General features: G+C 38.0%; 30 protein-coding genes. 11 read left to right on the top strand and 19 right to left on the bottom strand.

Annotation, left to right across the window (positions count from 1 at the left end):
• Nucleotides 1-65: 65 nt before the first annotated feature.
• The 8 genes from AB3N04_RS16545 to ctaG form a co-directional block, all read right to left on the bottom strand.
• Nucleotides 66-1,223: an acetylornithine transaminase gene (locus tag AB3N04_RS16545; RefSeq protein WP_368503757.1), complete on the bottom strand. Its 1,158-nt coding sequence runs from the start codon at nucleotides 1,221-1,223 to the stop codon at nucleotides 66-68.
• A gap of 13 nt (nucleotides 1,224-1,236) precedes the next feature.
• Nucleotides 1,237-2,025 carry an acetylglutamate kinase gene (gene argB / locus AB3N04_RS16540; RefSeq protein ID WP_368503756.1) on the bottom strand — a complete coding sequence of 263 codons (789 nt, stop codon included), beginning with the start codon at nucleotides 2,023-2,025 and terminating at the stop codon, nucleotides 1,237-1,239.
• 14 nt (nucleotides 2,026-2,039) lie between these two features.
• Entirely contained in the window at nucleotides 2,040-3,275 is a 1,236-nt protein-coding gene (gene argJ / locus AB3N04_RS16535; protein WP_368503755.1) for a bifunctional ornithine acetyltransferase/N-acetylglutamate synthase, read from the bottom strand.
• A gap of 16 nt (nucleotides 3,276-3,291) precedes the next feature.
• Nucleotides 3,292-4,329 (bottom strand): N-acetyl-gamma-glutamyl-phosphate reductase, encoded by a 1,038-nt coding sequence (argC, locus tag AB3N04_RS16530; protein ID WP_368503754.1) that lies wholly within the window; start codon nucleotides 4,327-4,329, stop codon nucleotides 3,292-3,294.
• Nucleotides 4,330-4,520: 191 nt separating this feature from the next.
• Nucleotides 4,521-4,808: a redoxin domain-containing protein gene (locus AB3N04_RS16525; RefSeq protein WP_368503753.1), complete on the bottom strand. Its 288-nt coding sequence runs from the start codon at nucleotides 4,806-4,808 to the stop codon at nucleotides 4,521-4,523.
• 45 nt (nucleotides 4,809-4,853) lie between these two features.
• Nucleotides 4,854-5,054 (bottom strand): hypothetical protein, encoded by a 201-nt coding sequence (locus AB3N04_RS16520; protein ID WP_368503752.1) that lies wholly within the window; start codon nucleotides 5,052-5,054, stop codon nucleotides 4,854-4,856.
• A gap of 69 nt (nucleotides 5,055-5,123) precedes the next feature.
• Nucleotides 5,124-5,714 (bottom strand): SCO family protein, encoded by a 591-nt coding sequence (locus AB3N04_RS16515; protein WP_368503751.1) that lies wholly within the window; start codon nucleotides 5,712-5,714, stop codon nucleotides 5,124-5,126.
• Between the two features lie 18 nt (nucleotides 5,715-5,732).
• Nucleotides 5,733-6,650, bottom strand: a complete 918-nt coding sequence (ctaG, locus tag AB3N04_RS16510) for a cytochrome c oxidase assembly factor CtaG (RefSeq protein WP_368503750.1) — start codon at nucleotides 6,648-6,650, stop codon at nucleotides 5,733-5,735.
• A 147-nt stretch (nucleotides 6,651-6,797) separates the two neighbouring features.
• On the opposite strand from ctaG, the gene AB3N04_RS16505 reads away from it, so the two are divergent.
• From AB3N04_RS16505 to AB3N04_RS16485, 5 genes are all read left to right on the top strand, one after another.
• A complete protein-coding gene (locus AB3N04_RS16505; RefSeq protein ID WP_368503749.1) occupies nucleotides 6,798-7,607 on the top strand; it encodes a Cof-type HAD-IIB family hydrolase in 810 nt (269 codons plus the stop codon).
• Nucleotides 7,608-7,677: 70 nt separating this feature from the next.
• The gene (locus tag AB3N04_RS16500) at nucleotides 7,678-7,818 is read left to right on the top strand and encodes a hypothetical protein (protein WP_317122204.1); all 141 of its coding nucleotides are present in this window, start codon (nucleotides 7,678-7,680) and stop codon (nucleotides 7,816-7,818) included.
• Nucleotides 7,818-8,045, top strand: a complete 228-nt coding sequence (locus AB3N04_RS16495; RefSeq protein ID WP_368503748.1) for a DUF3813 domain-containing protein — start codon at nucleotides 7,818-7,820, stop codon at nucleotides 8,043-8,045. Before AB3N04_RS16500 ends, AB3N04_RS16495 begins: the two co-directional genes overlap by 1 nt.
• Nucleotides 8,046-8,187: 142 nt before the next feature.
• Nucleotides 8,188-8,643: a GNAT family N-acetyltransferase gene (locus AB3N04_RS16490; RefSeq protein ID WP_368503747.1), complete on the top strand. Its 456-nt coding sequence runs from the start codon at nucleotides 8,188-8,190 to the stop codon at nucleotides 8,641-8,643.
• Between the two features lie 159 nt (nucleotides 8,644-8,802).
• A complete protein-coding gene (locus AB3N04_RS16485) occupies nucleotides 8,803-9,402 on the top strand; it encodes a hypothetical protein (RefSeq protein ID WP_368503746.1) in 600 nt (199 codons plus the stop codon).
• A gap of 97 nt (nucleotides 9,403-9,499) precedes the next feature.
• Here the strand turns inward: AB3N04_RS16485 and AB3N04_RS16480 are convergent, their stop codons facing one another.
• The 4 genes from AB3N04_RS16480 to AB3N04_RS16465 all read right to left on the bottom strand — a co-directional run bounded on the left by AB3N04_RS16480 (nucleotide 9,500) and on the right by AB3N04_RS16465 (nucleotide 14,181).
• Nucleotides 9,500-10,948, bottom strand: a complete 1,449-nt coding sequence (locus AB3N04_RS16480) for a carbon starvation protein A (protein WP_368503745.1) — start codon at nucleotides 10,946-10,948, stop codon at nucleotides 9,500-9,502.
• A 162-nt stretch (nucleotides 10,949-11,110) separates the two neighbouring features.
• Nucleotides 11,111-11,845 carry a LytR/AlgR family response regulator transcription factor gene (locus AB3N04_RS16475; RefSeq protein WP_368503744.1) on the bottom strand — a complete coding sequence of 245 codons (735 nt, stop codon included), beginning with the start codon at nucleotides 11,843-11,845 and terminating at the stop codon, nucleotides 11,111-11,113.
• Nucleotides 11,842-13,593, bottom strand: a complete 1,752-nt coding sequence (locus tag AB3N04_RS16470; protein WP_368503743.1) for a LytS/YhcK type 5TM receptor domain-containing protein — start codon at nucleotides 13,591-13,593, stop codon at nucleotides 11,842-11,844. The genes AB3N04_RS16475 and AB3N04_RS16470 overlap by 4 nt, the downstream gene beginning before the upstream one ends.
• 21 nt (nucleotides 13,594-13,614) lie before the next feature.
• Entirely contained in the window at nucleotides 13,615-14,181 is a 567-nt protein-coding gene (locus tag AB3N04_RS16465) for a helix-turn-helix domain-containing protein (RefSeq protein ID WP_368503742.1), read from the bottom strand.
• A 119-nt stretch (nucleotides 14,182-14,300) separates the two neighbouring features.
• Here AB3N04_RS16465 and AB3N04_RS16460 point away from each other — a divergent pair, with 119 nt between their 5' ends.
• From AB3N04_RS16460 to AB3N04_RS16440, 5 genes are all read left to right on the top strand, one after another.
• Nucleotides 14,301-15,005, top strand: a complete 705-nt coding sequence (locus tag AB3N04_RS16460) for an AzlC family ABC transporter permease (RefSeq protein ID WP_368503741.1) — start codon at nucleotides 14,301-14,303, stop codon at nucleotides 15,003-15,005.
• Nucleotides 15,006-15,311 (top strand): AzlD domain-containing protein, encoded by a 306-nt coding sequence (locus AB3N04_RS16455; protein WP_317122195.1) that lies wholly within the window; start codon nucleotides 15,006-15,008, stop codon nucleotides 15,309-15,311.
• Between the two features lie 96 nt (nucleotides 15,312-15,407).
• Nucleotides 15,408-16,667, top strand: coding sequence for a hypothetical protein (locus AB3N04_RS16450; RefSeq protein ID WP_368503740.1), 1,260 nt, complete (start codon nucleotides 15,408-15,410; stop codon nucleotides 16,665-16,667).
• Nucleotides 16,660-19,647 carry a DEAD/DEAH box helicase gene (locus AB3N04_RS16445; RefSeq protein ID WP_368503739.1) on the top strand — a complete coding sequence of 996 codons (2,988 nt, stop codon included), beginning with the start codon at nucleotides 16,660-16,662 and terminating at the stop codon, nucleotides 19,645-19,647. The genes AB3N04_RS16450 and AB3N04_RS16445 overlap by 8 nt, the downstream gene beginning before the upstream one ends.
• Before the next feature lie 15 nt (nucleotides 19,648-19,662).
• A complete protein-coding gene (locus tag AB3N04_RS16440) occupies nucleotides 19,663-19,836 on the top strand; it encodes a hypothetical protein (RefSeq protein WP_368503738.1) in 174 nt (57 codons plus the stop codon).
• A gap of 91 nt (nucleotides 19,837-19,927) precedes the next feature.
• Here AB3N04_RS16440 and AB3N04_RS16435 read toward each other — a convergent pair whose 3' ends face one another.
• The 4 genes from AB3N04_RS16435 to AB3N04_RS16420 form a co-directional block, all read right to left on the bottom strand.
• Nucleotides 19,928-20,416, bottom strand: a complete 489-nt coding sequence (locus AB3N04_RS16435; protein WP_368503737.1) for a BsuPI-related putative proteinase inhibitor — start codon at nucleotides 20,414-20,416, stop codon at nucleotides 19,928-19,930.
• Nucleotides 20,417-20,433: 17 nt separating this feature from the next.
• Nucleotides 20,434-21,255, bottom strand: coding sequence for a YitT family protein (locus AB3N04_RS16430; RefSeq protein ID WP_368503736.1), 822 nt, complete (start codon nucleotides 21,253-21,255; stop codon nucleotides 20,434-20,436).
• Nucleotides 21,256-21,259: 4 nt separating this feature from the next.
• On the bottom strand, nucleotides 21,260-22,054 hold the full coding sequence (yjfP, locus tag AB3N04_RS16425) for an esterase (RefSeq protein ID WP_368503735.1): 795 nt from the start codon (nucleotides 22,052-22,054) through the stop codon (nucleotides 21,260-21,262).
• Nucleotides 22,055-22,214: 160 nt separating this feature from the next.
• Nucleotides 22,215-22,487 (bottom strand): hypothetical protein, encoded by a 273-nt coding sequence (locus tag AB3N04_RS16420; RefSeq protein ID WP_368503734.1) that lies wholly within the window; start codon nucleotides 22,485-22,487, stop codon nucleotides 22,215-22,217.
• 123 nt (nucleotides 22,488-22,610) lie between these two features.
• Here AB3N04_RS16420 and AB3N04_RS16415 point away from each other — a divergent pair, with 123 nt between their 5' ends.
• Nucleotides 22,611-22,745 carry a DUF3941 domain-containing protein gene (locus AB3N04_RS16415; protein WP_317122187.1) on the top strand — a complete coding sequence of 45 codons (135 nt, stop codon included), beginning with the start codon at nucleotides 22,611-22,613 and terminating at the stop codon, nucleotides 22,743-22,745.
• A gap of 5 nt (nucleotides 22,746-22,750) precedes the next feature.
• Here AB3N04_RS16415 and AB3N04_RS16410 read toward each other — a convergent pair whose 3' ends face one another.
• From AB3N04_RS16410 to AB3N04_RS16400, 3 genes are all read right to left on the bottom strand, one after another.
• Entirely contained in the window at nucleotides 22,751-23,737 is a 987-nt protein-coding gene (locus AB3N04_RS16410) for a hypothetical protein (RefSeq protein WP_368503733.1), read from the bottom strand.
• Nucleotides 23,738-23,895: 158 nt separating this feature from the next.
• On the bottom strand, nucleotides 23,896-24,036 hold the full coding sequence (locus AB3N04_RS16405) for a lmo0937 family membrane protein (RefSeq protein ID WP_368503732.1): 141 nt from the start codon (nucleotides 24,034-24,036) through the stop codon (nucleotides 23,896-23,898).
• 101 nt (nucleotides 24,037-24,137) lie between these two features.
• Entirely contained in the window at nucleotides 24,138-24,503 is a 366-nt protein-coding gene (locus AB3N04_RS16400) for a rhodanese-like domain-containing protein (protein ID WP_368503731.1), read from the bottom strand.
• Nucleotides 24,504-24,509: the final 6 nt, after the last annotated feature.

Raw genomic sequence — 24,509 nt, 5'->3', positions numbered from 1 at the left:
TTCTTTATTTAGTATTTTTATTCATTAAGACTTAAAAAAAAGACCATGTAGCCACAATTAGTTCTTTACTTAACCACTGTTGCATTAGCTTTTAATACGTTCGTGATTAGTTGCAGAGCTTGCTTTAACTGCTCTTCTTTAACAATCAATGGAGGAAGTAACCTCATCACATTCGGTCCTGCTTGGAGAACGAGTAAGTGTTTTTCTCTTAAGGATGCAATCATAGGGCCTACTTCATGTTTACACTCAATCCCAATCATTAACCCCATGCCACGAACTTCTACAATTTCATCTAACTCGTTGCTCAGTTCAATTAGTTGCTTAATTAACCATTCCCCTTTTTCTTTTATCGATTGTAAGAATGAATCATTTGTTACTTCTTCTAATACAGCATTTACAGCTGCCATTGCTAGTGGATTTCCTCCGAATGTTGACCCATGACTTCCAGGTTGAAAGTAATCAACTAACGATTCTTGACCAAGTAATGCCCCAACTGGAAAGCCATTCCCGAGTCCTTTAGCTAGTGTGATGATGTCCGGCACTAAGTCATACTGTTCATAAGCAAAAAGAGTTCCTGTGCGACCAATCCCCGTCTGCACCTCATCTATAATTAGTAAACAATTATACTTCTCACAAATCGATCGGATATGGCGTGCAAATGATGGAGTCATCGGCACCACGCCACCTTCACCTTGAATCACTTCTACCATAATTGCTGCGACATCTTCTGACATTGTCTTTGTAAGAGCTTCCTCATCATTAAAAGGTAAGTAAGTAAACTCGGGTAATAAGGGTCCATATCCTTCATGCACTTTCTCCTGACCAGTAGCAGACATACTGCCTAGTGTACGACCATGGAAACTCTTCTGAAATGATACAATTTTATGTTTCCCAGTCGCTTTCCTCGCTAGCTTAATAGCTGCCTCATTTGCCTCTGCCCCACTGTTACAAAAAAATGCATAATCGGCTACACTATTGTCAGTTAAGCATTTTGCAACTTTCTCTTGCTGTTCTATCTCGAATAAATTAGATACATGCCACAATTTATCCACTTGATCTTTCAGAGCTTGATTGACTTTTGGATGGCAATGACCAAGATTACATACAGCAATTCCTGCAACAAAGTCTAAATAAGTAGTTCCAGATGCATCGACAAGCTCAGCACCTTGACCTTTAACAGGATGAATTCCCCATCTTGCATATGTAGGAAATAGTGCGCTCATTACAATTCCTCCTTTACATCACTACATGTTGAGTATTTTCAGTCTTGAAGATTTTTGTTCCTATTAATTCACCGTCATATAAAGATTGATCTGATTTTCCATTCATAATGACAACAGATTTAACATTTCCAGTTAAGCTTTTCATTGCAGCTACTACTTTTGGAATCATTCCACCATAGATCGTGCCATCTGTAATTAATCGTTCAATCTCCTCGCAAGAAGCCTTAGGAAGAAGGTGATCATCTTGAAAAATCCCATCAACATCAGTTACAAACACCAATTCACGAGCACCAAACGCATTGGCTATCGCTGCAGCAACACTATCTGCATTCACGTTATAATGAGTCCCTTCTTCATTTACTCCAATTGGAGCGATGACTGGGATAAACCCTTCAACAAGTAAAGAATCAATCAGTGTGGTGTTAATGTCCGTTGGCTCTCCAACAAAACCTAAGTTCTCTTGATCTACTGGTCTAACCGTTAGTAGCTTTCCATCACAACCTGATAATCCAACCGCAAGTCCCTCAACTTGTTGAATGGAAGTCACTAATTTTTTATTTACTTTACCGCATAAGACCATTTCAACAGCTTCTAGTACATCTTCTGTTGTCTTCCTTAGACCTTTTACGAAAGTGGATTCTACATTCATTTGCTCTAGAACTTGATTAATATGAGGCCCCCCACCATGTACAATAATGATGTTCTTGCCACTGTTTTTCATTTCGATAATTGATCTAAAGAAAGAAGAAGTGAGTTGATCAAGGGTACTCCCCCCACATTTAATGACAATGAGCTCTTTCATCTTTTCTCTCTCCCTCATGTACGATAACCCGCATTTATTCGCACGTATTCATATGTCAAATCACATCCCCAAGCTTTTCCAAAACCGTCTCCTACATGTAGATCTACTGCTATCACTACCGTGTCACTGTCTTTCATATATCCAGTGGCTTCTTCCTCAGAAAAAGAAACGGGGCTACTTTGAGACAATGTTTGAATCGGACCTATAGCAATATCAATCGCATCTGGATTAATATCGCAATCACTATAGCCAATTGCACAAATAATACGTCCCCAGTTTGCATCTGTACCATAGACTGCAGATTTCACTAGGTCTGAACCGACAATCTGTTTGGCAACCATCCCCGCCTCCATATCATTTTTAGCACCGGAGACTTGCACTTCAATTAACTTCGTAGCTCCTTCACCATCACGCGCAATCAGCTTTGAAAGATCCTCACATGTTTCTTCTAATGCTTGATAAAAGGAATCCCATTCTGGGTGCTCTGGTGTTAGAGAAGTGTGACCAGCAAGACCTGAAGCCATGACAACTACCATATCATTAGTAGAGGTATCCCCGTCCACTGTAATTCGATTAAATGTTTTATTCGTGATTTGAGAGAGTGCTCCTTGTAAGACATCTGGCTCTATCACAGCGTCAGTCGTTACAAAAGAGAGCATGGTAGCCATATTCGGATGAATCATCCCCGATCCTTTTGCAACTCCACCGATTGTTACTTTTTTCCCGTCCACATCAGTCTGATAACATGTATGTTTTTGCATCGTATCTGTAGTTAAAATGGCTTGATTAAAATCATAGGCTGCTTCTGCAGTAGTTTGCGGATAAAGCTGCTTAATCCCCTCAGAAATTTTATCCATTTGAAGATATTCACCAATTACACCAGTAGAAGTGACTGCTACTAGGTGCTCTTCAAGCCCAAAATGCTCTGCAGATAAGCGTCTCATTTCATATGCATCTGCTAATCCTTTTTTTCCCGTACAAGCATTGGCATTACCGCTGTTAACAACAAGAGCTTGAATTTTACCTTCTTTTTCAATACTATCTTGTGTCACTTTCAAGGGTGCAGCTTGCATTTTGTTTAGCGTATAAACTGCAGCTGCACTGCAAGGGACCTCACATGTAATGGCTCCAAGATCATTTCTTTTCCGTTTGACACCTGTATGGATCCCAACTGCCTGAAAACCTTTGGGAGTAGTTATTCCTCCTTCATTTAATTTTGTTACCTGCTCTATTTCACTGATCATTTTCATCCGGTTCACCTCTTTCTTATGGATAGGTTGGTGCCACATTCAATCCTGTTGACTCATCCCAACCATTCATCACGTTCCAATTTTGTATTGCTTGACCTGATGCGCCTTTTACCACATTGTCGATCACAGAAACGATGGTTATACGCCCTGTTCGTTCATCATAGGTGAGGCCAATATCACAGAAATTACTACCATAAACTTCTTTCGTAGCTGGAAACAAGCCACTCGGTCTTATGCGTACAAATCTGTCTTCTTGATAACTAGTTTGATAGAGTTTACGCAAATAATCTTCAGTAAGCGGTTTAGTAGATTTGGCGTAAATCGTAGCCATAATCCCTCGAACCATCGGCACTAAGTGGGGTTGAAACGTTACCGTGTCAATCTGTTCATTCCAAGAATGCAATACTTGTTCAATTTCAGGAACATGTTTATGAGTGTTCACTTGATACGCTTTAAAATTTTCATTCATCTCACTAAAATGTGTCATTAACGATGGAGATCTCCCTGCACCAGATGTTCCAGATTTTGCATCTATAATGATTGAGTCTGGTTCAACTAATTGTGCTTTGATCAAAGGAGCTAATCCGAGTAACGTTGCCGTAGGATAACAGCCCGGGTTAGAAATAATCTTTGCCTGCCTAATCTGATCTCGATTCCACTCCGTTAACCCGTATACCGCTTTATTTAATAATTCGACTGGAGCACTTCGGCGTTTGTACCACGCTTCATAGATAGTAGGATTAGCTAAACGCAAATCTCCTGATAAATCAATTACTTGGGCCCCGCTCCTAGCAAGTGTCGCTGACAATTCACTGGATACGCCTGGAGGAGTAGCAAGAAAAACAACATTGACATCCTCTGCAATTTTATCTGCGTTCAATTCTTCTAATTTTTGTTCATAAATCGATATTAAGTGTGGATACGATTCATGAATATGCAAATCTTGCTGTGAGGATGTATACGTGATGACTTCACTGACTTTTGGGTGTTGCCAAAGTAAGCGAAGTAAATCCGCTCCACCATACCCTGTAGCACCTATAATTCCAATCTTCACAATCCATTCTCTCCATTTCCGCTTCACGCAATTTTATCTTGTTACCCATTATAAATATGAATAAAAATAAATTCAACTGTATTTTTATTTTATTTTTAATTTATCTAAATTTTTACCCATTTACTATATCTGATGAGGTGAAAATAGAAAAATAAGCACAAAAAAAACGCGATTAGCCATCGCGTCTATTCTCAATCATTTAATTCTTTAATCTGTTCATGAATCTTTGCAGATGTTTCTTCAATCTGCTCGCCCCATAAATCATTAATTTCGTGATACACATACGCACCATCTTGATCGAGAATACTTACACCTCGATAAGAGATTTGATCATTCTTCATATTCACATGATCTAATACTTCTAAAGAAGAATCTGTTAAGAAAGAATATGTGAATGCGCCTGCTTCTTTTAATTGCTTATGATTACTTGGATTATCAACACTTATCGCATATAGATCTGCATCGATATCATCAAACAAATGAATATTTTCCTGCAACTGAACCAGTTGCTGTTGACAAATCCCTCAACCAACTTCAGTAAAGTGGAATAAGATTGTCGCACGATCCTTATTCGTCAGCTCGATCTCTTGATTATCTTCATTGACGAGTGTTAGACCATCATTCGCCCCACCTTGTTCATTTGTTCCACATGCAGAAAGCGCAATTAAAATAAATACGGCACTAAAGATCACTAAATAGGTGCGGTGGTGAAGCCATTTTTTCATTTTTTTCACCTCCATTAATGGACATGCTAAAAGTGTATGAAAAGAATGAACAACCGTCAAATAATCTGATTAGTTGACGGTTGATTTCAAGTCATCAATGATATCCGATTGATCACTTTGCAAGCCATCATATTGTCGAATAACCGTTCCATACGGATCTACTAAATAAAACCTGGTACTATGCGTAATATCATCACTATTCTCTATATCTGCCACAATTGTGGCAAACGCTTCTTTAGCTAGCTCTGCTATCTCATCTTGATGATAACCTGTTAAAAAATTCCAGTAGTTAAAGTTCGCACCTACGTTTGTACCATATTGATGAAGAACTTCTGGTGTATCTTGCTCAGGGTCTACGGTAAAGGAAATAAATTTCATTTCAACCCCTTCTTCAAGCATAGCATCTTGTAAACGTTGCATATTCGGTGTCATTGTTGGACACACAGAAGGACATTGGGTAAAAATCATATTCGCTAGCCAATAATCCCCTTCAAGATCTTCTTTTCCAAAAGGTTCATTTTCTTGGTTTGTAAATTCAAATGGTGGAACTTCTAGGTTCGCTTCAGAAATGTCATATTCTGAACTCCCTCCCATATCGTATAACCAACCACATCCTGATAGTAAAATCATACTCATGACTGCTACAATCCACTTTTTCATTTTAATCCTCTTTCTAGCTTAAGTTTTTGGAACAGGAATATCACTAATTGTTAATGCACCATCTTGTTGTTTCTCTTTTTGTAACCACTGCTTAAACACATAACCAATTGTAATCCCATACGTTATCTCTTGCATGATTTTCATTAATACACCCGCTAATTGCTGATCCATTCTTGTCTCGAGGAAAGCAAAAGAATCAGGCCCACTAAAGATGGACATAGGAACCTCCGCTCCTGCAGGTAGGCAATAGGCCATAACTGAGGCCCATACTGCTGGGTTTGTATAGGTTTGATATAGCGGCTCTGGGGCAAAAATAATTAATGCACAAGCTGGTGTAATTAGAATTCCATTTGCAAAGATATAGCCAATCCTTCTTAAATCGGATAGCTGAGATGTGGACGGGACAGGTGCAAGCATATGCCACCACATAAGTGTAGCTGCTACAAATAAGAATTGTTGATATAAACTGTGCAAAAGCTCCGATTGCATCAACGTGTCAAACATAAATGGGACATGATACAATGAGAACAGTCCATTAAATAAGAATAAAGCCATAATAGGACTCCATACTACTTTAAAAATGGGACCAAGCATTGTGTGCTTAAACTTATCAATAATGGCTGTAAATATCCATTTAGGCGTACCTAAAAGGAAGAGCGGTACTGCTACAAAGTAAGCAAATACCATTTGAGTCATATGAAAGGTAATCATAATATGACCTGCTACATATAATGGACTTCCCCACCCTATATATAAGGCAACTAGCCCGAGGGTGAAATATATTTTTTTCCTTAATGCCACAGGTGCACCATCTTTAAAGTGAACACGCCCCTTAGTTACAATATAAGTATAAATGGCGCCAACTACTAGAAGAACGATGATCAACTCTGGTGTCCAAAGTGCACGAAAACCAAAGCTCTCAAATAAAACTTCCATCGCATGCTTCCTCCTTTATGGAGTTTTAATGTATTTAGTAACAGCATGTACTGTATACATGATTACTATATCATAGAAAGACGATCTTTTTTTTGGAGGAATAAGGACATTTTGTTACCTATTAAAGATAAGTAAGGAGATAAAATAATGACAAATAAACACTTAATAGCTCTAGATCTTGATGGAACTTTATTAACAGACAAAAAGACGATCTCACCACGATCAAAAGAAGTAATTAAAAAAGCAAGACAAGCAGGTCATATCGTTGTGATCTCTACAGGTCGCCCTTACCGTGCAAGTATGCAATATTATAGAGAATTAAATCTTGATACTGCAATGGTGAATTTTAATGGGGCTTTTGTCCACCACCCACATGACACTAGTTTCGGGACGCACCACTCACCACTCGATTTAAAAACAGCTAAAACTGTTATTGAAACATGTGAAGCATTTAATGTGAGTAATATCATGGTAGAAATCATTGATGATTACTATTTACGCTATTTCGATAAAGTCTTTGTCGACACATTTACAGCAGGAACAAGTCCAGTCGATCACGGGAATTTACTCCATATCCTCCAAGACGATCCTACTGCCATCTTAATTCATCCTGATGCTTCAAATGAAAAACAATTACGTCACCTAATAAAAGATGCCCACGCCGAAGTGATCGACCAACGTACATGGGGCGCTCCTTGGAATGTGATTGAGATTGTTAAAGCTGGAATGAATAAAGCTGTAGGCCTGAAGAAAGTATCAGAATTTTACGGAATCCCACGTGAAAAAATCATCGCATTTGGTGATGAGGATAATGACTTTGAAATGATTGAATTTGCTGGTCAAGGTGTAGCCATGGAAAATGGAATCGACCAGTTAAAGAGCTTAGCTAATACGACTACGAAATCAAATGAAGAAGATGGTATTGCCTTATATTTAGAAGAGGCATTAAATCTATAATAAATTGCATGAATAACGCCTTCTTTGGACAAGTTATGACAGAATTCTTATGGCCAAAGGAGAGATAGTTATGAGTAAACATTCACGCTCAAAACGAGCAATTCAACAAGGTAAGGATGCTGTACAACCTGCAAATGAAACTGAAGGTTTAACAAGCATGAAATCCAAAGAGCAATCACAGGAAAGAAACCAGCAGCGAGGTGATCGTTAATGGGGAACATGCTCTATCAAGAAGCGCGTGAAGCAGTGGCCAGAGCAGAATTGCTTGCGCTTGCTGCTGAGACAGATATTCAAAAAGAAGCCGTTCAGAAAGAAATTCAACGAGCGAAAAATGCATTAAATTCAGCTTTCCACCACTCAAGTACAGCCGAACAGGAACAACTTGGTCAGATGCAATCTCAGCTTCATAACCTGACCACTATGGGTCAATTTGAATAGATGATCACCTAGTGAAAGAAGAGCACTCAATTAGTGCTCTTTTTTTATTACCGCAATCAACTAGCTATCTACTATTCTCCTTCTTTTTTTTATGTTACGCTATAGTGGTCAAACACGTATTAATGTGCAGGGGGAGCGGATCATGGTTAAGGTTTATGAAATATCAAAAGATGCAGATGATGAATTGCAACATCGGATTGCTGACTTATTAATGGGACAAATGGAATCAATGTGGGCACCTAATCCTTACGAACAACTTTTGTCTTCTATACAACTAGCTTTAAAAGATGGCTCACAAGCTCATATCTTTGTTGCTGAAAAAGATCATATGCTTGTTGGCGCAGCTTTTTTTAATGTCGGGATTAGCATGGATAAGGGTGGACATTATATATGGTTAAACGATTTATATGTGCACAAAGAACACCGGAATCAAGGTATCGCCAAAAAATTACTTCTCAAAATTATTTACTGGGCTGAGCAAGAGAAGATTAAAGGGATCGAACTTGAGACTGGCATCAATAATGAAGCTACAAAAGCTCTCTATAATTCACTAGGTTTTTATGACATTGTTTCAAAACGATATGGGTTTCGATTTTAGACTGGTAGGAGGATAACTCCTATCAGTTTTTTTGTATTGCTACCTACGCCCATTTATGGAGAAACTGGGCTAATTGCTTCTTTTTTCTGACTATTCAACATATGATGTAGCAACCTTAAAAATTGGTTACCGCAAGCTCGCGAAGGAGTGTGGACAATAATGAGAGAAGCGTTTGTTGATGTTGAATTTTCAGATGTATACATTGAGCTAACTAAGCCAGCACTCCATCAATTTATTAAAAGAATGATGAGTCACCATTATTCACTGTTTTGGCGATACGATTCTAAGACGATCTATCTATTGATTGAACTTGAGGACTCCGTTCATGAACTTCCTTTCATTCGCAACACAGAATTTCTCACGCTTTCTGCCGAGTGTCTTCACATTTATGATGATGTCCTAGCCAGTGCTCTTGAGAAATTACTTCAACGTGAACGTGGAAACGCTATTGTCAAACGTGTAACTGAAGGTCCTCTCTACATTACGTCGTATCAAGCCGGTGACATTGAATCTATGATTGAAATTGATGGGAGTGAAAAAGTAATGATGAATCGAAATGGATCTATGATTCAATACAAAGATGATGGAAAATCCCTTGAGCCTAAAACTATTTTTAATATGATGAATCTAGAGATTGATTATGTATTAATGGAACTTCACGAGGCATTACTTGACCAAGATGATTCGCAAATAGAGTCTCATAAAAGAAGGCTTAAAAAACTTCTCCAAAGACGTGAACAAGTAGAACAATTATTGTAAGCATCCTCCTAAAATTTAATCCGTTGCCACTAAGCAACGAAAAAAGCAAGCACATCTCGATTGAGTGCTTGCATTTTTTCGGAAACTCATTATTTAATTATGCCGCTGAATGATGATTCTCAACAACTTCATCAATCTCTATATTCATCGAAAGACGCTTTTTAGCAGTCATGGTAAACAGTACAATAACAACGGCTGTACCAATTGCTGCTACAATGTAAGAAACTTCTATTGATAACCCAAATCCAATCGGTGCATTCGCAATGTAAGTGAACGTTACCATTGTCATGAACGCCGCTGGGATACTGGCAATCCAATGCAATTTACGAGCTAAAATTAAATACATTGCACCAACCCATAAGGCAATCATTGCTGTAGACTGATTAGCCCAGGAGAAGTAACGCCATAAAATATCAAAGTTAATCGTCGTTAAATACATTGAAATTGCAAACATAGGAAGTGCAATATAAAACCTGTTCATCACTTTCTTCTGACCAATTTTAAAGTAATCTGCAATAATCATTCGAGCGCTACGGAAAGCTGTATCTCCTGAAGTGATCGGTAGAACAATGACACCAATTATGGCTAAAGTCCCTCCTATTGCTCCAAGCATCGTAATAGAAACTTCCGTTACAACTGCCCCTGGACCACCTGCTGCAAGTAATGCACTTAAATCTGTTCCGTGAAATAAGCTCATAGCAGCTGCAGCCCAAATCATCGCAATAATTGCTTCAGTTATCATCATTCCATAAAAAATGCTACGTCCATTTTTCTCACGCATTGTAGTACGAGAAATGATCGGTGATTGTGTTGCATGGAAACCAGATAATGCACCACATGAAATCGTTAAGAATAATAAAGGAAAAATCATCAATCCTTCTGGATGCATGTTTGTTAACGTCAATTCAGGAATAGGTGCGCCAGTGACAATTAAACTTCCACCAATACCTAAAGCACTGATTAAAAGTAATGCGCCTAAGATTGGATACACGCGCCCAATCACTTTATCAATTGGAAGCATTGTTGCAATGACATAGTAGATAAAAATGGCCGCAATAATCATTCCTAGTGTTACCCAGCCAGGAGCAATACTATCAATTAATGAGGCTGGAGCGCTTACAAAAACGGTTCCAACTAGTAATAGAAGTAATACAGAGAATACATTTACAATATGTTTCATTGCTTTTCCGAGGAATTTCCCTGCAAGTTCAGGCAAATGCGCTCCCTTATTACGTATAGATATCATTCCTGTTAAATAATCATGTACAGCCCCGGCAAAAATGGCACCAAGTACAATCCATAAAAATGCTACAGGTCCATAAAGAGCACCCATTATTGGTCCAAAAATCGGCCCAACCCCAGCGATGTTCAACAATTGAATCAATGAATTTCGTTTTGTGCCCATCGGGACATAATCGACACCGTCTTGCTGTGAGTATGCGGGTGTTGGTCGCTCTTCTTTAACTCCGAATACCCGTTCAACAAACTTTCCATATGTGAAATAACCTATAATTAAAAGTACAATTGATATTGCAAACGTTATCATTTCTGCTCACCTCTTTAGGTTTTCTTGTGACTATTGTATCAGCTTGGCACAAGAAACGGAGTGTAAGCGGTTTAACATGTCGAAATATAGGACTGACATGCTTTTTAATAATTTTAAGATGCATTCTTCTGGCTAAAAAGTTTAATAACTTTCAGAATCCTCCTATAACTCTAATTTCTCCCTTAATGCCTTCACATAAGTTCTACTAGCAGGAACCTCATCCTTTATCCCCTTTAACTTCACTTGATAAGCACCATTAAACCATGGAATTAAGCCATCTATTTCAGCGATGTTGATGATGTAACTTTTATGCGTTTGAACAAATGGATATCCTGCTAACTTCTGTTTTAATTCTTTTAAAGCCGTTCGTACTCGGTATTCTTTATCCTTCGTACGAATAACGGTTTCCCGCTCTTCTCTTGCCATATATAAAATAGACTGGGGATCAATATAATTGATTTTATCATTTTCATCTATAGCAAGACGAGTAAGCATCTTACTAGTACGCTCTTCATCCTTTGTACTTGATAGACATTGCTCTCGGTAACGTTTAAGAGTTCCACTTAATTCATCTTCATCAAATGGCTTCAGCAAATAATCGAAAGCCTGCACACGAAAGGCTTTGGCAGCATAATGCTCATGAGCTGTAGCGAATACAACCTTTGGCTTCTTTTTTAATTTTGAAAGCGAAGAGGCTAATTCAAGTCCATTTGTTTTAGGCATATCGATATCTAAGAACACCAAATCTGGTTCTTTATCCATAATGGCTAATAGGCCTGATTGGGCTTCTTCACACATTGCGACCACATTGATATCTATATGTTCACTAAGTAGATGATGTAATTCATCTCGACTATGAGGTTCATCATCTATTATGATTGTTTTAATTTCTTTCATATACGTACCTCTTTTCTGCCCATATGTTTCAAACATATAGTAAACACAGTTCCTCTCTCTTCCTCACTGTCTATCTTAATGTTAAATTGATCTTGATACATCATTTCAAGCCTTTTATTTAAATTAAAGAGGCCTATCCCTGTACCAGTTTTTGATTGAACAGGTTCTTCTAATAACTCGCTTTGTCTTACATTACTTATTCCAACTCCATTATCTTCTACACTCATACAAACTTGACCATCGTTCTTCTTTATCTTAATCGTTATTTCGCATCTGCCTATCTTATCTTTTAACCCATGCTTCATAGCATTTTCAACGATCGGTTGTAATGTCATTGTCGGAACAAGAAATCCAAGCACCTCATCATCTATTTCGTATTGAATATGTAATCGATCACTGAATCTAGCTTGTTCAATTTGCAAATAAGCCTTTACATGATTTAACTCCTCTTCAATTGTTGCTTCCCTAGCTTGTAAACCTGTTAAATTTTGCCTGAAGAAACGTGAAAGTGAGATGAGTAACTTTCTTGCTTTATCTGGATCTGTTCGAATTAACGAAACGATTGTATTTAATGCGTTGAATAAGAAATGTGGATTAACTTGGGCTTGAAGAGCATTGATTTCTGCTTGTTTCGCTAGCTCCAGTTGATCATCGACATACGCTAATTGAAGTTGCTCGCTTAATAATTCAGCTAACCCTTTTGCAAGCTCGACCGTAGTCGGTGTTCTCTCTTTTTCTGATTGGAAATAAAGCTTCAACGTTCCAATCGGTTTATTATTTTGAATTAGCGGAGCTATAATAGCCGCTCGAAGTGGCTGTTCTAAGTGAAGACCAATCATATCAGACTCATTAGCTAGTTTTAATTCACCCGTTTGAAGCACTTCTCTTGTAGCAAGTGTTTTAATTGCCTTATCTTCATTTCCCTTCTCGTTTCCTACGTATCCTAACACTGTGTTGTGATTTGTTATAGATACGGCTGCAACATCTATTTCTTTATATAAAATAGAACATGTCGCTTTTGCTGATTCACTAGACAAACCTTTCCTCATATATTTTAAAGTTTGATTGGCTAATCTAAAGGAACGTTCAGCTTGAAATTTGCCCATCCGTTCTTCTTCATTGATGACGTTTCGGATTATAAGAATGAAAATAGCAGTACCTATTCCATTAGCAATAATCATTGGTACACCAATACTCGATACGAGTGCCCAAGCATCAGTAAAGGGTCTGGCAATGACTAAAATAATCAGCATCTGAACCGTTTCAGCTAACATTCCTATCGATAAGGCAAGCTGCCATGAGACCACTCGACGCCTACGATACTTCTTAAAAAAATAGCCTGCTATTAAACCAGCTAAGACAGTAGAAATTCCACAAGCTAGGGCTGAAAATCCACCTAATGTGTAACGGTGTATACCAGCAATTAACCCTGCACCAACCCCTACTTTCCATCCACCTAAAAGCCCGGCAATAACAATGCCAATGACACGAGCATTCGCAATCGCCTCATCATCTGCTAAAGAAAGAGTCCATCTTGAATAGACGCCTTCTTCTGCGTTAATCGTTAACCCCGTATATGTCCCGATAATGCCAAACAAACCAAACATCAAAATAAAATTAACACGCTGAATGGTAGAAACATTTTTCTCTTCAATAATATTACGTACAAAACGAAAGCGAGTAACCAAAAAGGCAACTGTAACGATAATTCCAAGTCGCTCTAGCATGACTAGTAACAATTCCCACATCGGGCTCACTCCCTTTTTTATTTATTGTGTTGGGTAATAAATCATCATTGTTACAATACAGCTTTTTTCTCGTTCTAGATTTTTATACTTATGAATATCATCTGCTCTAAAATGAATAGCTTGTCCTTTTGATAATTGGTAACAATTTTTCCCCACTAGTAATTCTAGGGTTCCTTCTTCCACGATTAAATACTCCTCTACCCCTTTTTGGTGAGGATCCGAACAATAGGTATAACCAGGAGTTAATGTAAATGAAAATAACTCAAATGGTTTATCCAAAGGCTTAGGGAAAAGTGGATACACACTAAAACCTTCGTCATGACCGGTTAATGGTTCGATCTCTTCTCGTTTCACAACTGTAACATCCTCTTCTTCCTCCTCTAGAAAGGAAGTAAATGAAACGTTTAAGCCCTTTGCGACCTTCCATAAAGTCCCGACAGTTGGATTTGACTCTCCTCTTTCTATTTGGCCAAGCATCGGTTTACTTACTCCTGTCAACTTAGATAATTGATCAAGACTATAGCCCCGATCGGCTCTTAATGATTTCAGTCTGGCTCCGATTAACTTAGATAGTTGTTCTTTTTCCATTTAAAAACTCCTTGTGTATTTGTATCTTATAGCATACAATAATATATTATTACATACGAATTTAAGATGTCATCTTGTGATAAGTGTACCATGACAATTCTTAAATAGGGGAGATTACAATGGCTTCAACTGTACTCAGTTATCAAAAAACTGAATTTTCACGCGGACTTCTAGCTGGATCTAGTATAGCAATTGGGTATTTACCCGCAGCTATTACGTTTGGGTTGTTAGCAAAAGGTACTGGTTTAACTTTTATAGAAGCTATGGCTATGAGTATGTTTGTATTCGCTGGCGCGGCTCAGTACATGGCGCTAAATTTACTAGCAATTGGCACGGGGGCTTTTGAAGTTATCTTTACAACATTTATTGTAAATATCCGGCATTTACTAATGAGCGCTTCGGTGAATGAACGGGTAGAAGATGCTCACCCTGTAATAAAAGCCTGCTACTCTTTTGGATTAACGGATGAAGTTTTTGCGGTCACGTCAACCCAGGAAGGAAAAGTAAAAACAGGGTTTATTTTCGGTGTAGCTATTATGGCTTATTTTAGTTGGGTTCTTAATACAGGTATCGGTTACGTGGTAGGTTCTGCTCTGCCTGATTCCCTTCAACAAAGTATGGCGATTGCCTTGTATGCAATGTTCATTGCTCTGTTAATGCCATCCTTAAAAAAACAAAGAAAAGTCGTTATCTTAGCTTCTAGTGCCGCTGTTTTAAATAGTTTTTTTTCCATTATGCTACCGAGTGGATGGTCCATTATTTTAGCAACTCTATTCGCCTCACTTGCGGTTGAATATATTCTCCCTCAGAAAGGAGATTCATAAATGTCACCTACAATGTTTCTATTAATAGCAGGCATGGCTATTGTTACATATATCCCGCGAATGCTCCCACTTACTTTCATGGATACCCTTCCACTTCCTTCGTGGCTTCAAGCGGTTCTAAGAAATGTACCATATGCAGCACTAGGTGCACTGATCTTCCCTGGGATTTTAACTGCGCATGAAAATGTCTATTTCAGTTTAATTGGTGCTCTCACCGCGATTCTTGTTGCATATCTTGGTGCTAATTTAATTATTGTTGTTTTAAGTAGCATCCTTATCTTGATGACATTAACCATATTCTTCTAACTCCTTCACCTTCCTCCCCCTCTCTCCCCTTTCATTCTGTTGTCTAAAGCGATACAATAAAAGAATGCTCGTTAGAATGAAATGGGGTGAAGATGGGTGAACCACTTTCCAAAACATACAGAAACTCAATTAGAAAAGGAATTAGAGCAACAGGTGATTTCCACCTATAAAAAGCTCGTCACATCGAGATATTTCACCAAGAGTCAAATTGAACAAATTGTGATGGAGACTAAAGATCATATTGGTCATCCAACTCACACAACTCACATTAAACAAGTGCTTGTATATATTAAAGGGATCTTATCATTAGCTATTCAATTTAATACACATGACGAATATGAAAGACGTTTCTCTCAATTTTTCTCTTCTTTGCTAGACGAAATCACTGATTTAATTAATGAATTAGACCCAGAGGGTAAAGATTATAACCAAATAATAGAACAGGTTCTCTTCTATTATGTATATGATGCATATCTAACAAAATCTCCTTGGCCTTATTTAGTACAAAAATTAGCAGATATCGTTCCACCAAGGCAACTAGAAAAAATGAATCAATTCTTAGAAGAAGCTTTTCAAAAACAAAATTATGCTAGATCAACGAAAATCTCATACAGTTATATCCAATTGTTAATAGGAAAAGAGAACAAGGCTCTTGCTCTCTTACAAAAAGAGATTCCAGTTAGTCAGCAAGAAGTAACACCTCATTTTCTTTGCTTAAAAAAACGAGAGCGCTGGCAAACTATTCAACAATGGTTAACGTTCTTATTTCCTAATCGTGCAGAAAGAGGGTACGGGTCTTTACAAGGAATAGCCGATGAAATGCAAGCCTCTTTGCGTCAATCGACTCATGAATTAAATGCCATTTGGAAACGTTGGTTATTATCACCTAGCTTTCACCGTTTCCAGTCACTACTAACTCATGTACCAGCTGAAGAACAGCAGGCATTAATTGATGAATTAACAGAGGAACTAAAAAAAACGCTTCATCAATCAGAATCGACTCTTACATATATACGAATTCTAAACGAATATAAGAGGTACGAGGAAGCAGCTACTTATTTCCTTATTCACGAACATGATCCACTACGGCTTCATCAGGAAAAGAAAAAGCTATTAAAGCAAATTGAAGACCATCACCCTAGTCTTGCAAAACCAATTCATCACCAGTTTGTCGTAAGATTAGTGGAAAAAAAATCACGGGTTCACTACGAGGCTGCAGTCGCCTCCATTCGTATTCTAAAAACAGTGTATGATCAATTAGATGAGCGCGAACGGTTCTTCCATTACCTAGCTAAAATGAAAAAGCAATACCGTACGTATCGAGCGTTTGTTGAGGAGTTGAAAGCGATTGAATAAACGAATCATGTTACATTGCGGTTGGCTTGAAGGACGTTTTTTCCTTTGGGCAGAGAAACTTAATCGTTCCAAGTTTGATCAAATTGTCAGCTTCCAATATCCTTTTCTTATACCTGCTTTTGAATTAAAGCTTGCTTTATTCAGACATGATCCAACTAGTTTTTATGGAACATTTGTTGATATGGAAAAAGCAGTCATAGATGTTCCACTAAGTCAACGTGAGTTTGTCTCACCTGTAGGGAAAATGACTATTTATCAAGCTCAAGAACAGATGAAAACTTACTCATTTCCAATTGAAGGTGTAGTCCTAACCGTTAATGAAGTCATCAGTCAATGGGAGCTATTCTCTTCATGGAAATCACAAGAGGATATCGAGCTATCTGAGGACTTTATCTATTGGTTAGAAATATTTGAAGATATTAAAGCCTCTATTATAAGAGGGGACATACAACCAAAGCCAAATGGAGAATGGAAATTGAGTTCTTTTCGTTTGAATGAGTGGTTAAAGGCACTACCTACTGTAAGTTTCTCATTGAGACCGACAACAGCTTACATCCAATCAAAAACAAGTACGTATACGACAAGAGATGAATTGATATATGCGATTGACCAAATCAGTGATGCAGCCGTTCGATCACTACTTAATGATCCTGAATCAAAGCGTATTCACCAAGAGTGGGTAGACACTGTCGACGAAGATCTTAAACCATCTATTCAGGCACTGGCCCATTCCGAAAATACGATAATCCACTTATCTGATCAAGCTTTTGGTCAGCGCCTTGGCACAGTCAAAGTGGAACCTTTCAAATCAGCAATTGCCCTTTTAGAACCAGATACTGAAAATGGCAAATGGAGTATCGCTTTGTGTGTGGTTGATCGTCATTCTCCTAGTCAAATCATTGAGATGAAGGAATTAGAACGTGGCGAACACCCTTGGAGGAGCAATCCAATTAGTCAACTAAAAAAAGACATCGAAGAACTGAGACAGCGTCTTCCTGTACTTGAAAAATTAACTGTCTCCTCACCAACTATTCAACTCGAAGCTGAATATGCGTATGAACTTTTCACTTCTCACCACCCTTTATTAAAATCAATCGGCTTTCACCTCATTGTACCTAAGTGGTTGAAAGAAAAGAAAAAGATGAGAGTCGATTTAAAGATGGAAGGAATCAATCAAACGATTTCAAGCGAACCATTATTAGATTGGCAAAGTTTAGCCTCATTCACATATGAAGTTGCCATTGGTGAATCAACGCTAAGCGCAGAGCAATTCGAGCAATTTGTTAAAGGGAGTAAACCATTTATATATGCCAATGGGGAATGGATAAGTTGGGATCCGAAATTGGCGACAAAACTTCAATCCTATTTGCAGAACCATCTAAATGAAGCAACCTACTTTGAAGCACTTAAACTGGATCAAGAAGCAGAGGATCTAGATCTAGAAGAACTTGATATTGAATGGGATGTCACTTGGGGAGAAACACTGCAAAAATCTTTAGAGACCTTATACAATCAAGTTCCACCTCTCGTCCCTCTTCCAGAATTATTAAAAGGGGAATTACGCCCTTACCAGCATCAAGGTGTTTCATGGATTGCCCAATTAAGAAGGACTGGATTTGGGGGCTGTTTAGCTGACGACATGGGCTTAGGTAAATCTATTCAAACTATTGCTTATATGCTTCATACACTAGAGAGTCAACCTAAGTCTCAGCGTAAGCCCTTTTTATTAATTTGCCCGACCTCTCTCATTTATAATTGGCTGCAAGAATGTGAAAAATTTGCTCCTGAAGCACGTGTATTTGTGCATCATGGGCAATCTCGCTTATCCGATTTAGAAAACTCTTCCTACTTTGAATGGGATATTATTTTAACTTCTTACCAATTAGCAGTAAGAGATGTGGAGCTTTTAGGACAAGTATCATGGAATGGACTCGTTTTAGATGAAGCTCAACATATCAAAAATGTCGATACAAAACAAAGACGTGCGATCAAAAAGATTAAGGCAACGCATCGATTAGCATTAACAGGGACACCCATTGAAAATCGCTTAAAAGAACTCTGGTCTTTAATAGATGTTTTAAACCCTTCTTTTTTAGGGTCATTCAGACATTTTCAAGACTCCTTTATAAAGCCTATTGAACGTGATCAAGATCAAGATCGCCTAAAGAGGTTACAGCAGCTAATTTATCCCTTTATCCTTAGAAGGAAGAAATCAGATGAGGTACTGCAATTAGGATTACCAGAAAAACACGAACAGGTTCATAAAGTAAGTTTGTCGATTGAGCAAGCAGCACTTTATCAAGCAGTCGTTGATGATATTCTTTCAAAGCTTACACAAGTATCGCAACTTGAAAGACGAGCCTTAATATTAAAAAGTCTGACGAAATTGAAACAGATCTGTAATCACCCAGCTCAATTTCTAAAAACAGATGATGTTCACCAACATGACTCAAAAAAATGGGATGAGCTTTTTAACTTAATTGATCAAATCCATCAAAAGAATGAGAAAGTCCTTATTTTCTCTCAATACAAAGAAATGGGTCGCCACATAACAGAAGAATTAAAACGCCGCTATTATAAAGAGGTTCCCTTTCTCCATGGAAGCTTGACTAGACCAAAACGCCAAGAGGCTATTGAAAGATTTCAACAAGATCCGAATGTAACTGCTTTTGTCTTATCATTAAAAGCTGGAGGAGTCGGATTGAACTTAACTGCTGCCAATCATGTTATTCATTACGACCGTTGGTGGAACCCTGCTGTTGAGAATCAAGCAACTGACCGGGCATTTAGAATTGGACAAACTAAAAATGTAACTGTTCATAAATTAATGACAACAGGTACACTTGAAGAAAGAATTGACCGAATGCTAACACAGAAACAAGCCCTAGCAGATCAAGTACTTCAAGCAGGGGAAAACCAGGTTACTGAGCTAACCAACGAGGAGATCGTTGAGTTAATTCAACTTACGACAGCTAAATAAAGGAGCCAAAGTTTCATGTTAACTAAATTAGAAGAACCTTTTAAAAGTTACTGGATTGGAAAAGCGAAAAAACCATCCTTACTTCCTAGAGAACACTCAATTAATAAAGAACAAACTGAAAACCAAGCAGATACATGGTTAAAAATGAAACAAAGTCTCCAATATACTGCCCAAAAAAAGTGGGGATAAAAAGAAAAGCAAGAACCTTTTCTCCACGGGCCTACTTGCTTAAAAGATAGATAAAAAGAGGACTAAGCAATAATTGCTTAGTCCTCTTTTCTTATTCAATCGTTAGTTCAGTTTGAGCTTTAAACTGTTCATCTCCAGATGTTTCTTCTCCATTGATAGCTGCAGCTGTGACATCTACATAAACAGTGTAGGTACCCGTCGACCAACCCTCGGCATTAATTGTTTCTTGGTAGGTCTTCGTTTCCCCCACCTCAAATGATTCCGAGGTTAATGCCATTGTAAACATCATCTCGTTAGAAAAACGATAAACTTCTGACCCTTCTTCATTGACTACCACAATTTCATACTTCTGTCCTGAAGTAAAATCCAAGGTCACTGCTTCTTCCATTTGATTCGTAATATGAATCGTTACAATAATGTCCTTGTCCTTTTGCTCGGCTTCAGCCTCTACCACCCATTCTTTATTCACTGCAGCATCTTCTCCTTCACCCGATTCCGTCGTAGGACTTGTGACTGTTTGTCCGCAACCTACTAGACCAATCATACTGCCTATAAAAAGTATGAAAAATAATTTCTTCATCTTCTTCCCCCTTTACTTTACTCTTTCCGGAACAACCCATATATTCCTGCCGTCTCTACGATATTCGTGAATGCTTCAGGGTCTACCGAATCAATCACATGTTTTAAGTCGTAAAGTTCATATCTTGTGATCACCGTCATAAGAACTTCTTTCTCATCGGCCAAGTATCCTCCTTTAGCCGGTAATCTCGTAATTCCTCGAGTGATCTTTTCATGGATAGCTTGTCGTAATTCTTCAGGCTTTTTCGTTACAATCATCGCAGTCAGTTTCACATGACGAGTATGAATGGCATCTATGACTCGTGAAGTTACATACAGAGTAACTAATGTATACAACGCTTTTTCAGGATCAAATAGAAATCCTGAAGCAATCACAATAATTCCATTTAATAAAAAGAAATAGATTCCAACGGGGCGATCGCTAAGCCTTGATAATATCAATACAATAATATCTATTCCACCTGTAGATGCCCCTACTTTTAATGTGATCCCAGCACCAATCGCTGCAATCACGCCCCCAAAAACAGCATTAAGTAAAATGTCTGAAGAATAATTAGTAACAGGAACAATTTCCAGGAAAAATGTCGTAAATACAACATTTAAGAAACTATAAACGGTAAAACTTTTTCCGATCTTCAACCAACCAACAATGGCGACAGGTACGTTTAATAGAAATAAGATCACACCGGTAGAAAGAGGTAAAAGTGTCGCTAGCAACTGAGAAACTCCAGTAAAACCACTAGCGAATACACTCGCTGGAATAAGGAAGAAATTCAATGAAACCGAAAGTAAAAAAGCCGAAACAATAATGACTGTGAGTTTTTTTAATTCATTTATCATTCGATCACCATACTGTTGCCTTTACCTGTTCTGTTAAAAGGTGCTCTGAAAACCAATTAACTCCTGCTAACGTAGCAGCCCTCGACACTTTATGGGCTGTTTTAGGCTCACTTAGAAACTTTAGATTTTCAGGTTGCGCTTTGTAATAGTGTTGCAAATCTTTATAGAGAGTATTCGAATAATCATAAGGTACTACCTCATCTTGTTCACCATGCCAAATAAATAGAGGGCGTTCATTTAAAGATTCGAACCGTTGTGACAAATCAACCGATTGAAGCTTTTGTAATGTTTTATTTACCACATCTTTATCTAAAGGGTATCCTGAATCCTCTAGCATCTGAATTTGTACGTTTACGAATGATTGAAAGTAAGCGGTCCCCATGTAAGCAACAGCTGCATCAATCCAGTTATACTGAGACAGAGCTCCGTAGCTCGTGATCGCACCCATTGATGTACCACTAATCCCTATACGCTCTTTATGAATAAGCGATCTTTCTTTTAGCTCTTCTTTTAAAAGCTCAATTTCTTGGATAGATTGTAGAACGATGTTCCAAAATAGGGCATCTCTTTTTTTACCCTGTATGCTTCCTTCTCTTTCTCCATGATGGATAGCATCGGGCAAGATTACTCTAAAGCCTTTTTCAGCTAACAAATAAGCAATTGGTAAATTATGTTCTTTTGCACTTGTATATCCATGAAGGAAAAAGACCGTTGGAAGTTCGTTGTTTTTCTTTTGGTTTGCCTTCACTACATGTAACGTAGGAATGTTTCGAAAGGTTTCATTTTGTACTGTAATCAATGCGATCAAACTCCTTCTAAAATTGATTTCATAATTATAGCACCCCTACTAGTACATTTCATCCTATATACATTTAAGCTGAGTTTCCTTTTCTACCACCTTGCCCTTCAAGGAGGTTAGACAAACAAAAAGCCACCAAAATTGGTGACTTCATATTGATTTATTGATTTTGTTGTTTTTCATTGTATTTTTGGACGCTGGTTAGCGCTCCTTCATTGACCATTTCATTATCTTCTATATCATAAGGGTCAGGGTGTCCTGCTTTGACTTGTGGTTGACCAGGTGATTCTTCAGCTCTTTGATTAGTCACTTTCGTATACATTTGCTTGAATTGACGTTTCGCTTTCTCTCTTCTTTCTTCATCTCTCAGCAATACAGTTGTTGCACTTGCTACACCTGCTACTACAGTTGCTACTAAAGTTCGCTTCTTCATAAAATGATCTCCCACCTTTTCTAAATCGTTAATGTATGTTTTCCCTTATAACGATAATATAAACATCATTCATGTTTTTGTTGAAATGGCACATACTAATTTCAAACTAAGAAAGCGGGTGAAATGATGTCACATACCGGTGATGCAAATAAGAAGAAAAAAGATTCAAATGCCATTAATGCTCAGAAAAATAGACAAGCAGAAGAAAATGCTCGCCATGGAAAGCATGCTGCTTCAAAAGAGCCGGATCATCTTTAAACTCATTATTCAGCAGAGAGGTGTTCATTCGTTACATCCTCTGCTGTCTCCAATTCTTCCTCTATTTCTCCGAATCCACGTAAATGATGATCCCAAAACCCAATTCTTTCAATTGTTTGATCAGCACCTGCAATGAACCATATCGACCCCAGTTCCACATCGTATGTAACAACTTGCTTACCATCAATTGACTCACGTATAAATTGATTTCCGTATGCTCGAATTGCTTCGTTCATACGATCTCCTACTTTTATTCCTTTTGAAGTCTCATATGCAGAGTCTGATACAAAAATATGGGATAATCTATCCTCAATTATCTCGATTTGAATATCATATGCCTTCTCAATACGCTCATACCCATAACGGTCTCTATAGATCAACTGATGTTCACCCCCGTAGAAGCCAATATAATCAGCCTCTACTCCAAAGCCAGTATTCCAATGGATACCTTGTAAAACACTATTTACAGTAGTGCGTCTTTCTCCAAGGTTGATATTGGCAATCGTCATTAAATGAGGGGAACTTAAATGAATGATCTGCTGCTCCTCATAAATATAATGGTCAAAACCCAATGTACCCACATCTGATAACCGAATCACATCACGGTTCTGAATAAAATCTAACGTAAAGTGAGCTAAAAAATAGAGGATTTCATCATATTCTTTATCATATCCTGTTTGCTCTACCCATTCACCACGTGGCTCTTCCTCTTCCTCAAGTAAAGCCCTTTTCCGTTCCTCATTTAACACTCTCATTATGTTTTGCACATCTATCGAACCTTGATTTAATTCTGGATTAAACATAGCAGCTTCTGTTAATACGGGACGCAACGGTAGCCACCAATCTCCGTTATGCAGGATGGGGTCACCGACATACTTTTGTTTCTGCCCATCTATATAGAACCAAACTTTTGACTCCTCAGTTGCTTCGGTGTGAACAGGATTAGCTATGTATATAAAAGTAATGATGAATGCGGCTAATAACCATTTCATTCTCTTCATGCCTCCAACTTCTATTATTATTCTCTATTTACAATAGTTTACTAGAGTAGAGCCTTTTTTCCTACAACATTCTTCATTTTTTTCAATTTGTTCACAAGCTAATTAAAATAAAGAACCCAGGAAATACCTGAGTTCTTCAGATCAGTACACTATGCCTTCCTACCCTTGATAAGACGGAAAATGAAGAGTACTAATGCAATCACGAGCAGGATGTGAATCAAGTTTCCTGCAATTTCAAAGCTAAACCCGAGTATCCAGAGAATAAACAAGACAATTAAAATCGTCCACATCTAAGTAAGCCCCCTTTCTTTAATCAGTGGGCTTAGTTTGTCCATAAGAAAAAGGATTACTCATTAAAAAGCACTGCGCCGATATGCGCAGTGCTTCTTCATTACCGATATAATTCTTTTATTTCCCTGACAACCCATTCAAGACCGATCTCACGCTCTCCGTCCCAACTTAACATGCCATCCTCGTAATTTCTTACATCCCTGAATCCATGATCCTTCAAATACAACGCAACATTTTGGCTTCTAACCCCACTACGACAAACAAACACATAAGACTTCGATTGATCAAGGTTGTCTAAATGTTGAGGAATCGTATGCATCGGGACTAGAGGCACTCCCTTTATGTGGCTTTCCTCGTATTCATCATGCTCACGAACATCTATGATGATTGGAGATTCTTCATGCTTTAACATTGCTTTTAATTCATCTGTTCCAACTTGTTTAATTCCATTTAATTCTGTACTCATTTTTCA

It is taken from the genome of Alkalihalophilus sp. As8PL, assembly GCF_040939795.1.
GTDB classification, from domain to species: domain Bacteria; phylum Bacillota; class Bacilli; order Bacillales; family Bacillaceae_D; genus Alkalihalophilus; species Alkalihalophilus lindianensis.
Note: the sequence above shows the minus strand (reverse complement) of the source record. Positions and strands in the feature narration are given on the sequence as shown.

Bases quoted from the DNA above. Each gene is read 5' to 3' on its own strand.
- AB3N04_RS16545 (WP_368503757.1), bottom strand. From the start codon at position 1,223: ATGAGCGCACTATTTCCTACATATGCAAGATGGGGAATTCATCCTGTT.
- argB (WP_368503756.1), bottom strand. From the start codon at position 2,025: ATGAAAGAGCTCATTGTCATTAAATGTGGGGGGAGTACCCTTGATCAA.
- argJ (WP_368503755.1), bottom strand. From the start codon at position 3,275: ATGAAAATGATCAGTGAAATAGAGCAGGTAACAAAATTAAATGAAGGA.
- AB3N04_RS16520 (WP_368503752.1), bottom strand. From the start codon at position 5,054: ATGAAAAAATGGCTTCACCACCGCACCTATTTAGTGATCTTTAGTGCC.
- AB3N04_RS16515 (WP_368503751.1), bottom strand. From the start codon at position 5,714: ATGAAAAAGTGGATTGTAGCAGTCATGAGTATGATTTTACTATCAGGA.
- ctaG (WP_368503750.1), bottom strand. From the start codon at position 6,650: ATGGAAGTTTTATTTGAGAGCTTTGGTTTTCGTGCACTTTGGACACCA.
- AB3N04_RS16505 (WP_368503749.1), top strand. From the start codon at position 6,798: ATGACAAATAAACACTTAATAGCTCTAGATCTTGATGGAACTTTATTA.
- AB3N04_RS16500 (WP_317122204.1), top strand. From the start codon at position 7,678: ATGAGTAAACATTCACGCTCAAAACGAGCAATTCAACAAGGTAAGGAT.
- AB3N04_RS16495 (WP_368503748.1), top strand. From the start codon at position 7,818: ATGGGGAACATGCTCTATCAAGAAGCGCGTGAAGCAGTGGCCAGAGCA.
- AB3N04_RS16490 (WP_368503747.1), top strand. From the start codon at position 8,188: ATGGTTAAGGTTTATGAAATATCAAAAGATGCAGATGATGAATTGCAA.
- AB3N04_RS16485 (WP_368503746.1), top strand. From the start codon at position 8,803: ATGAGAGAAGCGTTTGTTGATGTTGAATTTTCAGATGTATACATTGAG.
- AB3N04_RS16480 (WP_368503745.1), bottom strand. From the start codon at position 10,948: ATGATAACGTTTGCAATATCAATTGTACTTTTAATTATAGGTTATTTC.
- AB3N04_RS16475 (WP_368503744.1), bottom strand. From the start codon at position 11,845: ATGAAAGAAATTAAAACAATCATAATAGATGATGAACCTCATAGTCGA.
- AB3N04_RS16470 (WP_368503743.1), bottom strand. From the start codon at position 13,593: ATGTGGGAATTGTTACTAGTCATGCTAGAGCGACTTGGAATTATCGTT.
- AB3N04_RS16465 (WP_368503742.1), bottom strand. From the start codon at position 14,181: ATGGAAAAAGAACAACTATCTAAGTTAATCGGAGCCAGACTGAAATCA.
- AB3N04_RS16460 (WP_368503741.1), top strand. From the start codon at position 14,301: ATGGCTTCAACTGTACTCAGTTATCAAAAAACTGAATTTTCACGCGGA.
- AB3N04_RS16455 (WP_317122195.1), top strand. From the start codon at position 15,006: ATGTCACCTACAATGTTTCTATTAATAGCAGGCATGGCTATTGTTACA.
- AB3N04_RS16440 (WP_368503738.1), top strand. From the start codon at position 19,663: ATGTTAACTAAATTAGAAGAACCTTTTAAAAGTTACTGGATTGGAAAA.
- AB3N04_RS16435 (WP_368503737.1), bottom strand. From the start codon at position 20,416: ATGAAGAAATTATTTTTCATACTTTTTATAGGCAGTATGATTGGTCTA.
- AB3N04_RS16430 (WP_368503736.1), bottom strand. From the start codon at position 21,255: ATGATAAATGAATTAAAAAAACTCACAGTCATTATTGTTTCGGCTTTT.
- AB3N04_RS16420 (WP_368503734.1), bottom strand. From the start codon at position 22,487: ATGAAGAAGCGAACTTTAGTAGCAACTGTAGTAGCAGGTGTAGCAAGT.
- AB3N04_RS16415 (WP_317122187.1), top strand. From the start codon at position 22,611: ATGATGTCACATACCGGTGATGCAAATAAGAAGAAAAAAGATTCAAAT.
- AB3N04_RS16410 (WP_368503733.1), bottom strand. From the start codon at position 23,737: ATGAAATGGTTATTAGCCGCATTCATCATTACTTTTATATACATAGCT.
- AB3N04_RS16405 (WP_368503732.1), bottom strand. From the start codon at position 24,036: ATGTGGACGATTTTAATTGTCTTGTTTATTCTCTGGATACTCGGGTTT.
- AB3N04_RS16400 (WP_368503731.1), bottom strand. From the start codon at position 24,503: ATGAGTACAGAATTAAATGGAATTAAACAAGTTGGAACAGATGAATTA.